The sequence below is a fragment of the Streptomyces sp. SCPE 10 genome (assembly GCF_051980735.1).
Lineage (GTDB): Bacteria > Actinomycetota > Actinomycetes > Streptomycetales > Streptomycetaceae > Streptomyces > Streptomyces misionensis.
The window spans coordinates 7594078-7606726 of record NZ_CP197069.1 but is presented as its reverse complement, the minus strand read 5'-3'; the positions used below and the strand labels follow the sequence as shown (position 1 = coordinate 7606726).

At 72.7% G+C, this 12649-nt stretch carries 12 protein-coding genes and 1 pseudogene; 5 read left to right on the top strand and 8 right to left on the bottom strand.

What is annotated here, in order from left to right:
• Nucleotides 1-443 precede the first annotated feature (443 nt).
• From ACSP97_RS34510 to ACSP97_RS34500, 3 genes are all read right to left on the bottom strand, one after another.
• Nucleotides 444-1472 carry a LacI family DNA-binding transcriptional regulator gene (locus ACSP97_RS34510; protein WP_355325961.1) on the bottom strand — a complete coding sequence of 343 codons (1029 nt, stop codon included), beginning with the start codon at nucleotides 1470-1472 and terminating at the stop codon, nucleotides 444-446.
• Nucleotides 1473-1869: 397 nt separating this feature from the next.
• On the bottom strand, nucleotides 1870-3366 hold the full coding sequence (gene proP / locus ACSP97_RS34505; protein ID WP_355524541.1) for a glycine betaine/L-proline transporter ProP: 1497 nt from the start codon (nucleotides 3364-3366) through the stop codon (nucleotides 1870-1872).
• 119 nt (nucleotides 3367-3485) lie between these two features.
• A complete protein-coding gene (locus ACSP97_RS34500) occupies nucleotides 3486-3758 on the bottom strand; it encodes a hypothetical protein (protein ID WP_440555826.1) in 273 nt (90 codons plus the stop codon).
• Between the two features lie 305 nt (nucleotides 3759-4063).
• Between ACSP97_RS34500 and ACSP97_RS34495 the strand changes: the two genes are divergently transcribed.
• Nucleotides 4064-5467 carry an MFS transporter gene (locus ACSP97_RS34495; RefSeq protein ID WP_440555825.1) on the top strand — a complete coding sequence of 468 codons (1404 nt, stop codon included), beginning with the start codon at nucleotides 4064-4066 and terminating at the stop codon, nucleotides 5465-5467.
• A 10-nt stretch (nucleotides 5468-5477) separates the two neighbouring features.
• Here the strand turns inward: ACSP97_RS34495 and ACSP97_RS34490 are convergent, their stop codons facing one another.
• The gene (locus ACSP97_RS34490) at nucleotides 5478-6263 is read right to left on the bottom strand and encodes an SDR family NAD(P)-dependent oxidoreductase (RefSeq protein ID WP_440555824.1); all 786 of its coding nucleotides are present in this window, start codon (nucleotides 6261-6263) and stop codon (nucleotides 5478-5480) included.
• A gap of 168 nt (nucleotides 6264-6431) precedes the next feature.
• Here ACSP97_RS34490 and ACSP97_RS34485 point away from each other — a divergent pair, with 168 nt between their 5' ends.
• Complete coding sequence (locus tag ACSP97_RS34485; RefSeq protein WP_440555823.1) at nucleotides 6432-7688, top strand: LmeA family phospholipid-binding protein; 1257 nt, start codon at nucleotides 6432-6434, stop codon at nucleotides 7686-7688.
• Between the two features lie 13 nt (nucleotides 7689-7701).
• Here the strand turns inward: ACSP97_RS34485 and ACSP97_RS34480 are convergent, their stop codons facing one another.
• Nucleotides 7702-8583: an SDR family NAD(P)-dependent oxidoreductase gene (locus tag ACSP97_RS34480; protein ID WP_440555822.1), complete on the bottom strand. Its 882-nt coding sequence runs from the start codon at nucleotides 8581-8583 to the stop codon at nucleotides 7702-7704.
• A gap of 70 nt (nucleotides 8584-8653) precedes the next feature.
• Between ACSP97_RS34480 and ACSP97_RS34475 the strand changes: the two genes are divergently transcribed.
• A complete protein-coding gene (locus ACSP97_RS34475) occupies nucleotides 8654-9322 on the top strand; it encodes a TetR family transcriptional regulator (RefSeq protein ID WP_440555821.1) in 669 nt (222 codons plus the stop codon).
• 117 nt (nucleotides 9323-9439) lie between these two features.
• On the opposite strand, the gene ACSP97_RS34470 is transcribed toward ACSP97_RS34475, so the two are convergent.
• The 3 genes and pseudogenes from ACSP97_RS34470 to ACSP97_RS34460 form a co-directional block, all read right to left on the bottom strand.
• The gene (locus ACSP97_RS34470) at nucleotides 9440-10123 is read right to left on the bottom strand and encodes an MOSC domain-containing protein (protein ID WP_440555820.1); all 684 of its coding nucleotides are present in this window, start codon (nucleotides 10121-10123) and stop codon (nucleotides 9440-9442) included.
• A gap of 145 nt (nucleotides 10124-10268) precedes the next feature.
• Nucleotides 10269-10733: a TetR/AcrR family transcriptional regulator gene (locus ACSP97_RS34465; protein WP_440558519.1), complete on the bottom strand. Its 465-nt coding sequence runs from the start codon at nucleotides 10731-10733 to the stop codon at nucleotides 10269-10271.
• Nucleotides 10734-10793 (bottom strand): annotated as a pseudogene (locus ACSP97_RS34460) (TetR family transcriptional regulator); the annotation flags it as partial.
• A 369-nt stretch (nucleotides 10794-11162) separates the two neighbouring features.
• Here ACSP97_RS34460 and ACSP97_RS34455 point away from each other — a divergent pair.
• Nucleotides 11163-12353, top strand: a complete 1191-nt coding sequence (locus ACSP97_RS34455) for a cytochrome P450 (protein ID WP_358305112.1) — start codon at nucleotides 11163-11165, stop codon at nucleotides 12351-12353.
• A 7-nt stretch (nucleotides 12354-12360) separates the two neighbouring features.
• Nucleotides 12361-12582: a ferredoxin gene (locus tag ACSP97_RS34450; RefSeq protein ID WP_355154100.1), complete on the top strand. Its 222-nt coding sequence runs from the start codon at nucleotides 12361-12363 to the stop codon at nucleotides 12580-12582.
• The last annotated feature ends 67 nt before the right edge of the window (nucleotides 12583-12649 follow it).

Here is a 12649-nt window from a genome sequence, read left to right as displayed (position 1 = left end):
CGGGGACGGTGCGCCGCGGCCGGGTCCGCGCGCCGGACCGTCAGGGGCTCGACCGGTGTGCGACGGCGACAGGAGGGCGGAAAAACCGCCATCCGGCACTTGCACGCGGCCCCTGCCACCGGTTGCCGGGCGTGCCGGAGGGCGAGGACAGCCCGTCGTCGCCCGCGGGGGACGCCACGCGAGGCCGGGGACGGGGGTGCCGGCGTCCGCCTGGACGTCTCCACCGCGTGAGGGCCAACATGGCCGGTTCCACGCTTGTGTTCATCCCGCCGCACCGAGGCCGTAGCCGGTCGCGGCGGCATGGAAGATCTCCGGCCCAGGCGTCGTGCGGCCCACCGGTCGCCGGTCGACACCCGCGCCGGGGCTCCGAAGCACCGCACCGCGGCGCGCGCCCGAGTCCGCCAGGCCTGGCGCGCGACAGTGGAGCCTCCCGGCCCGCGGTCTCACGCGGACGCGCGGCGCACCAGTTCCGTCGACAGCACCACATGGCGCCGGGGGCCGGTGCGGGACTCGATCTGCTCCAGCAGCACCCGGGCCATGGTGCGGCCCATCTCCTCGGTCGGCTGGCGCACGCTGGTGAGCGGCGGGTCCGCGTGCCGGGCCACCGCCGAGTCGTCGAAGCCGACCAGCGCCACATCCTCGGGCACGCGCCGCCCCGACTGGCGCAGCACGTGCAGGGCGCCACTGGCCATCACGTCGGAGGCGGCGAACACGGCGTCGATGCCGGGTTGCCGCTCCAGCAGGGCGCGCATGGCCGCGCGGCCGCCCTCCTCCGTGAAGTCGCCGTGCGCGACCAGCGAGGGGCCCCGGCCGAGACCGGCGGCCTGCACGGCCTGGGTGTACCCGTCGAGCCGGCACCGGGCGACATACATGTCCAGGGGCCCGGTGATGGTGGCGACGGTCCGCCGGCCGAGGGCCAGCAGGTGTTCCGCCGCCGACCGCGCGCCGCCAACGTTGTCGGCGTCGACGTACGACATCCATTCACGCTCCGAGCGGCGGCCGTTGAGCACAGTGGGCACCTGGAGCTTTTCCAGCAGGCTGGGCAGCGGGTCGTCCTCGTGCACCGACACCAGCAGCACGCCGTCGACCCGGCGGGCCTCCAAGTGCTGGGCCAGGCGTTGCCGTTCGCGGGGCGTGCGGATGAGGGTGAGCAGCAACTGCATGTCCGTGTCCGCCAGTTCGGTGCTCACACCGCGCACGATGTCCAGGAAGTACGGCTCGGCGCCGAGCCGGGTCTCCGACTCGGGGATGACGAGGGCCACCGCGTCCGTGCGGTCGGCGGCCAGCGCCCGGGCCGCGCGGTTGGGCACGTAGCCCAGCTCCGCGATCGCCGCCTCCACCGCCGCCCGCGCCTGGGCGCTCACATGCGGGGAGCCGTTGACCACCCGGGACACCGTGCCCCGTCCGACACCGGCCCGCGCGGCGACCATCTCCAGCGTCGGCCGGCCGCCGCGCCCCCCGCCCGCAGCCATCACGCTTCTGCCCGTCACCATGGATGACAACCCGTCAGTCGCACCAACTCGGAGTGTTCGTTCCCTTGACGCGCCCGCGGGAACAGTGGACCCTCATTATGCCTACCTGGGAGCGCTCCCACGGGAGCGCTCCCAGATTTCCGCCGCCAGGATCGCGCCGAAACAGCGATCTCCTGTGCGGACGGCCCGTTCCGGAGGACCGATGTCCGACGGGGTCCACGGGCGCCGCGGGCGCCCGGCCGAGGCCGGGCGCCGGAGTCAGGATGTCGACGCGAACCTGGACGCGCCGGCCGGTGTCCCACCGAGGCGGCTGTGTGTCGAGCCGGTCACGGCCGCGGCCGGCTGTTCGACGACGACCCCACCCCGCTCGCCCCGCGCCTTGCCGGGGAAGGCCCGGTCAGAACTTCGGGTCGGGCGACTGGGCCCGGACCAGCTCCGCGGCCTCGGCCTCCGATTCCACCGAGGGCGGGGAGCCGGCGAGCGGCTTGTTGGCGGTCTCCCTCATGCACAGGACGGCGATGACGCCCACCGCGGCGGCGACCACCGCGTAGTAGGCCGGCACCAGGTTGGTGTGGAAGACGCCGATCAGCGCGGTGATCACCAGCGGGGTCGTACCGCCGAAGAGCGAGGTGGAGAAGTTGTAGGCGACCGAGAGGGAGCCGTAGCGCACATGCGTGGGGAAGATCGCCGGGAGCGCCGCCGACATGGTGCCCAGCATGGCCACCAGGGACAGGCCCATCAGCAGCAGGCCCAGGGCGATCAGGGCGACGTCACCCTGCCGGACGAGCAGGAAGGACGGCACCGACAGGAAGAGGAAACCGAGCATTCCCGCCATCAGCAGCGGCTTGCGGCCGAAGCGGTCCGAGAGGCGCCCGACCTGGTTGATGACGCACATCTGGAGGACCATCACGATCAGCAGGATCAGCAGGCCGTGGTTGGTGTCGTAGCCGAGTTCGTCGGACAGGTACGTCGGCATGTACGACAGCAGCATGTAGTCGGTGATGTTGTACGCCGCGACGAGCGCGATGCACAGCAGCAGCGGCCGCCAGTAGCGGGTGAAGATCTTTCCGAGGTCTCCCGCGGCCGACGTCTCCACGGCGTCGGCCGCCTCGGTCGCCTTGGCCTGGCCGCCCTCCAGCTTCTGGAAGGCGGGCGTCTCGTCCAGCTTGAGCCGCAGGTAGAGGCCGATGAAGCCGAGCGGCGCCGCGACCAGGAAGGGGACGCGCCAGCCCCAGTGCAGCATCTGGTCGTCGCTGAGGAAGCTGCTGAGGGCGACGACGAGGCCGGAGGCGCCGACGTATCCGGCGAGCGTGCCGAACTCCAGGAAGCTGCCGAAGTAACCGCGCCGCTTGTCCGGCGCGTACTCCGCGATGAACGTGGAGGCGCCGCCGTACTCACCGCCGGTCGAGAAGCCCTGCACCAGGCGGAAGAAGATCAGCAGGGCCGGGGCCCACAGGCCGATGGCGGCGTGCGAGGGGATCAGGCCGATCGCGAAGGTGCCCACCGCCATCATGATCATCGTGAGGGCGAGGATGGACTTGCGGCCGATCTTGTCGCCGAGCGGCCCGAGGACCATGCCGCCGATGGGCCGCACCAGAAAGGCGACGGCGAACGTGGCGAAGGTGCCGAGCAGCTGGGCCGTGTGACTGCCCGAGGGGAAGAAGACCTGCCCGAGGGTGGCGGCCAGATAGCTGTAGATGCCGAAGTCGTACCACTCCATCGCGTTGCCGAGGGCGGCGGCCTTCGTGGCGCGTTTGACCGCCGCCTCGTCGGTCACGGTGATGTCGCTGCGGCGCAGCCTGGGGTGCCGCCGCTTCTCGATCGCCCGGAAGAGCATGCGGTGACGTCTGACCGCGGCGGGGTCCACCGTGCTGTCGTGGTCAGTCGCCTCCATGACGGTTTTCCTTTCGCCGATCACATTGCACACGCCAACGCCTGCACAGATCTCGCGTGCTCAAACTCACCGCTTCGTAGCGCCATCGGAGCGACACGGTAGGTGACGGGGTCGAGGGTTCAGGGGGTGTCGCCGGTCCAGTCGAAGCGGGTGGGGTCGCCCGGGCGCGGGGTGTACACGGCCCGGCCGCCGGTGCCGAACCGGCCCAGTTCGGTGCGCAGCGGGACGCCGGTGGCGGGCGCCTCGCCGGCCTGGTCGGTGATGTCCAGAAGCAGGCCGTCCAGGGGACCGCCGACCAGTTCCGCGTACCTGCGGTCCGGGCGGGGGCCCGGGTCGTCGTGGTCGTGGCCGTAGACCCGGCCGCGCAGCAGCTGCTCGTCGTCGCCGTTCATGTGACCAGCCTGGCAGCCACCACTGACAGTGGGCATCCGCCCGGACACCCCCGTCCAGGGCGCTCGGCCGGATTTTCTCGCCGGTGTTTGCGGTTGCAGGTGATGGGGCCATCTCGGATGGGGGTGTGTCCGTGCCCCGGCAGGGAACCTGGTTCCTTCGAGTGCGGGGGTCCTGACGGAAAGGAGCCCAGGTGACAGCGTCGACGCCGACCACAGGCGGTCGTGGTCAGGCGACTCGGGAAGCCGGTTACGAGCCCGATCCGCGCCGGTGGCGCGCCTTGTGGGTCACGCTCGTGGCCGGCTTCATGAGCCTGCTGGACGTGACGATCGTGGCGGTCGCCCTGCCCACCATGCAGCGCGATCTGCACGCCTCCCCCGCCCAGGTGCAGTGGGTGGTGTCCGGATACGCGCTCACCTTCGCCCTCGCGCTCGTCACCGCCGGACGGCTCGGCGACGCGCTGGACAGGCGCCGCATCTTCCTGCTGGCGCTGAGCGGGTTCGTGCTGTTCAGCGCCGTCTGCGGGGCGGCCCCCGACATCACGCTGCTGGTGGTGGCGCGGCTCGCGCAAGGTCTCGCGGCCGGGTTCATGGCGCCGCAGAACTCGGCGCTGATCCAGCAGATGTTCCGCGGTGCGGAGCGCGGGCGCGCCTTCGGGTTCTTCGGGGCGACCGTCGGCATCTCCTCCGCCGCCGGGCCCATCACGGGCGGCGCCATCCTGGCGCTGGCCTCCGGCGCCGACGGCTGGCGCTGGGTGTTCTACGTCAATGTGCCCATCGGCATCCTGGCGGTGCTGCTCGGCCGCCGGCTGCTGCCCCGGGTACAGGGGTCGGGGCGGGGGCACGTGGACGCGTTCGGTGTGCTGCTCCTCGGGCTCGGTGTGCTGGCGCTGATGTATCCGCTGGTCCAGGCGGACTCCGGCGGGATCGGCCGGGTGTGGTGGCTGTTCCCGATCGGGGCCGCGGTCCTCGCCGGTTTCGTCCAGTGGCAGCGGCGGGTGGTGGCCAAGGGGGCGCAGCCGCTGCTCGACCCGCGGCTGTTCAGCACCGTGCGCGGCTATGCGATCGGCGCGGGTGTCGGCACGCTCTACTTCATCGGGTTCAGCGGGGTGTGGCTGGTGTTCGCCCTGTTCTACCAGCATGGTCTCGGCTTCTCGCCGTTGCGTTCCGGGCTCGCGGTGACCCCCTTCGCGCTGGGCTCGGCGTGCGCGGCCGTGATCGCCGGCCGGCTGGTGGACCGGCTGGGCAGGCTGCTGACCGTGTGCGGGCTCGCGGGTGTGATCGCCGGGCTGGGCGGCACCGCGCTGCTGCTGCACTACGTGGATCTCGGCATCGCGCCCTGGGTCGCCGCCCCGGTGCTGTTCCTCGGCGGTATCGGCGGCGGGTTCGTGGTCTCCCCCAACATCACGATGACGCTGCGGGACGTGCCGGTGAGCATGGCGGGTGCGGCGGGCGGCGCCCTGCAGACCGGGCAGCGGCTCGGGGCGGCGGTGGGCACGGCCGCGCTGCCGGGCCTCTACTACCTGGAGCTCGGCCGGCACAACGACTATCGCGGCGCCGTGGTCGTGGCCCTGGCGGCCGCGCTCATCGGCATGGTGGCGTCCCTGGCCCTCGCGGCGTTCGACTGGCAGCGGGACCGGCTGATCCGGCCGCGGCACCGCAAGTGCCCGCAGGAGGTGGCCAACAGCCCGGTGCACTCGCGTCAGTCGTGAACGCCCCGGTTCAGAAGAAGCCGCCGTCCACGGGCAGGGTACGGCCGGTCATGTACGCGGCGTCGTCGCAGGCGAGGAACGCGTAGCCCGCGGCGATCTCGTCCGGGCGGGCCAGGCGGCCGAGCGCGCCGTGCGCCGACAGCCACTGCCGCGGTGGGACCGTGCCGCGCAGCAGGGGGTGCTGGTAGCCGGCCGAGTTCTCCGCGGCCATGTCGGTGTCGGTGCCGCCGGGGGCGATGGCGTTGATCGTGATGCCGCGCTGCCCCAGCTCTGCGGAGAGGTTCAGGACCATGGCCTCCACGGCGGCCTTGGAGGCGGCGTACAGGGTGTGCTCGAAGACGGCGCGGGAGGCGCTGACCGAGGAGGTGAGCACGATCCTGCCGCCGGCGTCCATCCGGGCGGCGGCGGACTGTGCCGCGAACAGCTGGCCGCGGGTGTTCACGGCGAAGACGCGGTCGAAGTCGGCGGGGGTCAGGCTCTCCAGTGCGCCGAAGTGCTCGATGCCCGCGCAGGAGGCGAGCACGTCCAGTCGGCCGAACTCGGCGACCGCCCGCTCGACCAGCGCCTCGATCTGCCCGGGATCGGTCACGTCGGCGGCGTGCGCCAGTGCCCTGCCGCCGTGCGCCTCGATGGCGGCGACCACGCTGTCGGCCGCCGCGCGGTTGCCGCGGTAACCGACGACGACGTCGGCCCCCTCGGCCGCCAGACGGGTGGCGACCGCCGCCCCGATTCCCCTGCTGCCGCCGGTCACCACCGCGGTCCTGCCCACGAAACGCCGGCTGTCCGTTGCCGTCATGAACGGTCCTTCCCCGTCTTCGATAGGAGGGTCGCCACCATTGTCCAACGTCGCCCGGTCACAGGGGAGTTGCCCTACGAGCCGATAACACGTGCGCATCGGGCCATTACGTGTCCGGCTCCTCGCGGAAGTTGCGAGCCGGGTGGGTCCATATGATCAAATCTGCCGATGCGTACCCCCCACACACCGACGCATCACACCGCTCACTCCGACGGACCCGCACCCGGCGGGGTTCCCCCCGCCCAAAGTCCGTACGACGAGCTGGCCGCCCTCGCGGACGATCCGGCGGAGGAACCGCTGGACGACTTCCTCGCCGAGGACGACCGCGTTCAGCGACGGCCAGGCGACGGCGAGGACCCCTGGGAGCCACCCAATCACAGGCGCCGGGGCCGCCGCCGCAACCGGGCCACCGGCCTGCCCACCCTGTTCAGGCTGGTGGTGTGGCTGCTCACCGTCGCCTGTCTCGTCGCCCTCGCCGACCGCTGGGCGCTGCTGTACGCCGAGCGCCAGGCCGCCGACCGGCTCAAGGACCGGCTGCATCTGACCGCGGCCCCCGAGGTGCGGATCGGTGGCTTCCCGTTCCTGACCCAACTGGCCGCCCGGCGGCTGGACTCGGTCGAGGTCACCGTCCCCGACGTGCCGGCCGAGCGGGTCACCCTGACCCAGGTCACCGCCACCGCCCGCGACATACGCGTCGACGGCGACGGGCCGACCGCCGTACGCGGGGCGCTCGTCCGGCGGGTGCACGGCCAGGTGCTGCTGTCGTTCGCGGACATGAACCGCGAACTGGGCGCCTCCCAGGTGTCGTTCAGCGCCCACGGGCCGGGGCGGATCCGCGCGGTCGGCGCCCTGCGCGTCGCCGGGAACGACGTGCGGGTGCGCGCCGACGCCCGCGTCCGGCGCGAGGGCGAGCGCGGCATCACCACCTCCGTGGACGGGATGCGGCTGGACATCGGCGACCTCGCGACGTACCGGCCCGGCACCGGCCGCGCCGAGGGCCTGCATCTCACCCGGTCCGCGGCGCGCCGGATCTCCCGGGAGGCGGACAAGGTCAGGGCCATGCTGGGCGTGCCGGAGATCGTGCACCGGATGGGCGTACCGCAGCGCACGGTGAACGCCGCTCTGGACGACGAGGACCGGCTCCACCGGCTGACGGGCGCGCCGCGCTTCCTGCACCGGCTGACCCGGGTGAACCTGGTGGACGTGGCGCTCGCCCACCCGGAGGTCCTCAAGCGGCTCGGTCTCGACCCGTCCCTGCTCACGTCCCTGAGCAAGCTGACCCGCCCGCAGATCGCCGACCGCTTCCGCTTCTCCTTCAAGATCCCGAACCCGCCCTCCGGCGAGCTGCGTCTCGATCGCGTGGCGGTGGGCAAGGACGGCATCCACGTCTACGTCGGCGGGACCGGGCTGCTCCTGGGCGAGTGAGCGGCTTCTCGGCCTACTCGGGCTTCCCGGTCGGGAGGCGCACCGGGTAGGGCTCGCCGAAGTCGGCCGAGCGGCTCACCTCCTCCCAGGCGGTCGCCTCGGCGAGCTGCCGCCGGGAATAGTCCAGTGCCATGGTCACGGCGTTCACCCCGAGGAGGAGATGGCCCGGGACGTCGCCGCTGTGCACGGTCCGTACGACGATCTCGGCGGCGCGGTCCGGGTCCCCGGCCGCGCCCGCCGTGTTCTGCCGCATCAGCCGGTTCATCGCGCCCACGGTCGCCTCGTAGGCGTCGGGCACGGCGTGCACGGTCATGGAGGCGCCCGCCCAGTCGGTGGCGAAGCCGCTCGGCTCGACCACCATGACCCGCACGCCAAAGGGCGCGGTCTCCGCCGCCAGTACCCGGCTGAAGCCGTCGACGGCGAACTTGGCCGCCTGGTAGGAGGCGATGCCCGGCGAGCCGCCGACCCGTCCGCCGACCGAGGAGAACTGCACCACGGTGCCCGCCCCCTGGCGGCGCAGGGTGGGCAGCGCGGCCTTGGTGACGTGGTAGACGCCCCAGAAGTTCGTCTCGAACTGGGCGCGGAAGTCGTCGTCGTCCGTTGTCTCGATGGGTGACACGTTCGCGTATCCGGCGTTGTTGACCAGCACGTCGATGCACCCGAAGTGGGCGACGGCGGACTCCACGGCCGCGCGCGCCGCATCCGCGCTGGTGACGTCGAGAGCGAGGGGAAGGACGCGGTCGCCGTACGCGGCGAAGTCCTCCGCGAGGGACTCGGGGCGCCGGGCGGTGGCCACGACGCGGTCTCCGGCCGCGAGGGCGGCGTTGACGAGGGCGCGGCCGAGACCGCGCGAGGAACCGGTGATGAACCAGACCTGGGAATCCTGTTGACTCATGCCGTTAGTACAACACCGTTCTCTTATTAATGCAACGCCGTTGTGTTAACTGGTTCCTATGATGTCCCCCATGAGTGAGCCCGCCTTTCGACGTGCGCGCAGCGCCGAGGCCAAGCAGGCGCGGGAAGCCGCCATCCTGGAAGCGGCCCGGGAACTCGGCCGGGCGCGCGGTGTAAGGGAGGTCACCCTCACCGACATCGCCGCGGCCGTGGGCATGCACAAGTCCGCGCTGCTGCGCTATTTCGAGACGCGGGAGCAGATCTTCCTCGCGCTGACAGCCGAGGGGTGGCGGGAGTGGTCCGCCGAACTGCGCGGCGACCTCGCCCGGCGGGCGCAGGCCACGCCCGCCGAGGTGGCGGCCGTGTTCGCGGGCACGCTGGCGCGGCGTCCCATGTTCTGCGACCTGCTCGCCCAGGCGCCGCTGAACCTGGAGCGGAACGTGTCGATCGAGTCGGTGCGCTCCTTCAAGCTGGTCACGCTGGAAGAGGTCGAGCTGATCGGCGGCGAACTGGGCCGGCTGCTGGGGCTGGACGAGTTGCAGAGCGTCGACACGATCGCCACGGCGACCGGGCTGGCGGGCGCGCTGTGGCAGATGGCCGCGCCCGGCCCGCGCCTGCGCGAGCTGTACACGAGCGACCCCCGGCTCGGCCACGCCATCGTGGAGGTGGAACCGCGGCTGACCCGGGTGCTGACCGCCTGTCTGACGGGGCTCGGCGTACGGTCGGCCGCGGCCGAGTGAGCCGGGCGGTCCTGGCATCGGCCGCTTCGGGCGGCCTGCTTCCCGTGCGGTCGACGCGCACCACCCGGCCCTCCGCCCAGGCCGGGACGGCGGGCAGGCCGGCCGGGCAGCGGCCTCTCAGTCGAGCCAGCGGGCCTCGTCCCCCACGTGGACACGGCCGGGTGTCTCGACCGCCGCGTACACGCCGAAGGTGTTGCCCAGCTCGCGGGCGACCCAGCGCAGCACGGCGCGGTCGTGGGGCACGCTCGGCGTCTCCTTGGTGATCACCACACAGCGGTCGCACCCCTCGGTGAAGCGCAGTACCAGCTCGCCGATGGCCATCCGGCGGCCGATCCAGCCGTGTTCCGGGTACCCGGTCGACCCGTCGTCGGGGAGGTCGTCGAGCACCATGCCGGGCCGGAACCGGCTGACGTCCAGCGCGCTGTCCGGCAGTGCCGAGGCGAGGCTGCGCAGCGCCGTCGAGGTCAGTACGTGGAGCGCGGCGTGCGGCTGGTGCGCGCGGTGTTCGACCAGGGTGACGTCGGCCTGGACAGCGGCACCGAGCCGGGCGGCGGCGTCGGGCGCGTCGGAGCGGAACCGCCGGCCGTCCGGCAGCACCAGCTCGGCCACGCCCGGCCCGACGCGGACCGCCCGCACCCGCATCAGCCCGGGAACGGCACCGGCCCAGGTGACCTCTCCCCGCGCGTCGTGCACCGCGATGCCCCGGTCGCCCTCGATCCCGAGTACCCCGACCTGGGCAGCGGCCAGCCGCTCACCGCCCACGGACTTCACCGGATAGCGCCACAGCTGATCGACCCGCATGCGTCCCCCTCGCTCCGAGCGGTCCCGACTGGCCGGCGACCGCGGCCGACGGGTACCGCGATCAAGCACGGCAGGGCTGATCGTACCGAGACGGAGAAAGCCGCGCCGACGCATCGGATCGGCCACCTGGCGCGAGCCCGTGACCCTAGGATCGCGCCTCGGCCGCCCCCTCGGCCGGCAGCCCGGGGAGCAACCGGTCGAGTGCCGCGAGGACGTGGGCGCAGACGTCGTCCGGGGCGGCGCTCGCCAGCGGCTCCTGACCCACGACGACGCGCATCAGACCGATGCCGAGCAGCCAGGCCATGGCGAGCTGGGCGCGCAGTGTGCCGTCGTCGGCCGGGGAGAGGGCGGCGAGCGCGCGGGCGTACTCCTCACCCAGCACGCGCACGGTCTCCGGGGCGGCGTCGGCGCTGCCGATGGAACGCAGATACACGGCCAGCAGCCGGTCGGCGCCGGCTCCCCCGCCCTCCGCGAGGACCCCGCGCAACGCGGTCTCGAACAGCCGCTCGGGCGGCGTGGTGCTCACCTGCTCCCTGCCGTCCTGCGCCATCACCTCGGCGAGCAGGGCCTTCTTCGAGCCGAAGTAGCGGAATATGAGCGCTTGGTTCACCCCGGCACGTGCGGCGATGTCCCGAACGGTGGCCGCCTCGTACCCCCGCTCGGCGAACACCGCACCGGCCGCGTGGAGAATACGCAGGCGGGTGCCCCGGGCGTCGCGAGTCCGGTGCCCGCGGGCTTCCCCGCTCGAACGGGTCTCCCGAACCTCCGGCGCACCCGCCTCCCGGGCCCGGCGCGGGGCGGTCTCCCGGTCTCCCCGGAGGCGCTGGGGCCGTTGTGTCCCGGGGTCGCCCCCGGCGGATCGGCCCTGGCTCCGTGTGTGCTCGCCGCTGTCCACCCGCTGCTCCTTCTGCCGCCTGCGCCCGTTCGGCCCGCTCGCGTCTGCCGAGGACCCGCCAGGGTAACGGCCGATTAGCGTCGTTGACCGCCCGGCGGGCACCTCCTAGCGTTGTAAGCGTGTGCTTACACAAGGGAGACAGCTGTGACGGCAACGGACCAGGCACCCCTCGCCTACCCCTTCAACTCCGGTCAGGGTCTCGCCCTGTCCGAGGCCTACGAACGAGCCCGTGACACCCCCGGGCTGCTCCGCGTCCAGATGCCCTACGGGGAGCCGGCCTGGCTCGCCACCCGTTACGCGGACGCCCGGCTGGTCCTCGGCGACCAGCGGTTCAGCCGTGCGCTGGGCCTCGAACACGACGAACCGCGCGCCTCGGAGGGCCGCCGGGACAGCGGGATCCTCAGCATGGACCCGCCCGACCACACCCGGCTGCGGTCCCTGGTCGCCAAGGCGTTCACCGTGCGCCAGGTGGAGAAACTCCGGCCGCAGGTACGGGAGTTGACGGCGGATCTGCTGGACGCGATGGAGGCGGCGGGACCGCCCGTCGACCTGGTCGACCACTACGCGCTGCCCATTCCGGTCGCGGTGATCTGCCGGCTGCTCGGGGTGCCGGAGGAGGACCGCCCGCGGTTCCGGGCCTGGAGCGACGCGGCGCTGTCCACCAGCTCCCTCACTGCCGAGGAGTTCGACCGCAACCGCGAGGAACTGCGCGCCTACATGGCCCAGTTGATCGCCGCGCACCGCAAGGAGCCCCGGGACGACCTGATGACGGCGCTGATCGAGGCCCGCGACCACGGCGACCGGCTCTCGGAGCTGGAGCTGGTCGACCTGTGCGTCGGCATCCTCGTCGCCGGGCACGAGACCACCGCCACCCAGATCCCCAACTTCGTGCTCACCCTGCTGGACCACCCCGACGTGCTGGCCCGGCTGCGCGCGGAGCCCGAGCTGATCACGAACGCGATCGAGGAGCTGCTGCGGTTCGTGCCCCTGGGCAGCGGCGCGGGCCAGCCCCGCTACGCCACCGAGGACATCGAGGTCGGCGGCACCCTGGTGCGGGCAGGCGAGCCGGTACTGGTGGCCATCGGCGCGGCCAACCGGGACGCGCTGCGCTTCACCGAGGCGGGGACGCTCGACATCACCCGCGGCGGCAACGCGCACCTGGGCTTCGGTCACGGTGTGCACCACTGCCTGGGCGCTCCGCTCGCCCGTCTCGAACTCCAGGAGGCCATCGGGGCGTTGGTGGCCCGCTTCCCCGGTCTGCATGTGGCCGGCGACATCACCTGGAAGACCGAGATGCTGGTGCGCGGCCCGCGGGTCATGCCGGTGGGCTGGTGAGGCGGCGATGAGCTGGCAGCTGCACGTGGACTCCGGCCGCTGCATCGGCTCCGGCATGTGCGCCGGAACCGCGCCGGACCTGTTCGTCCTGGACGACGACCGCTCGCATCCGGTCAGCGAGCACATCCCGGAGGGCGAGGAACGCGCCCTGGACGCGGCCGACATCTGCCCGATGCTGGCCATCACCGTCCAGGATGCCGACGGGAAGGAGATCGGCCCCCGCGCCTGACCGGGGGCGCCGATCCGGCTGTTACAAGACAGGGACAAACCATCAGTGAACGCCCGTCCTTGAGCTG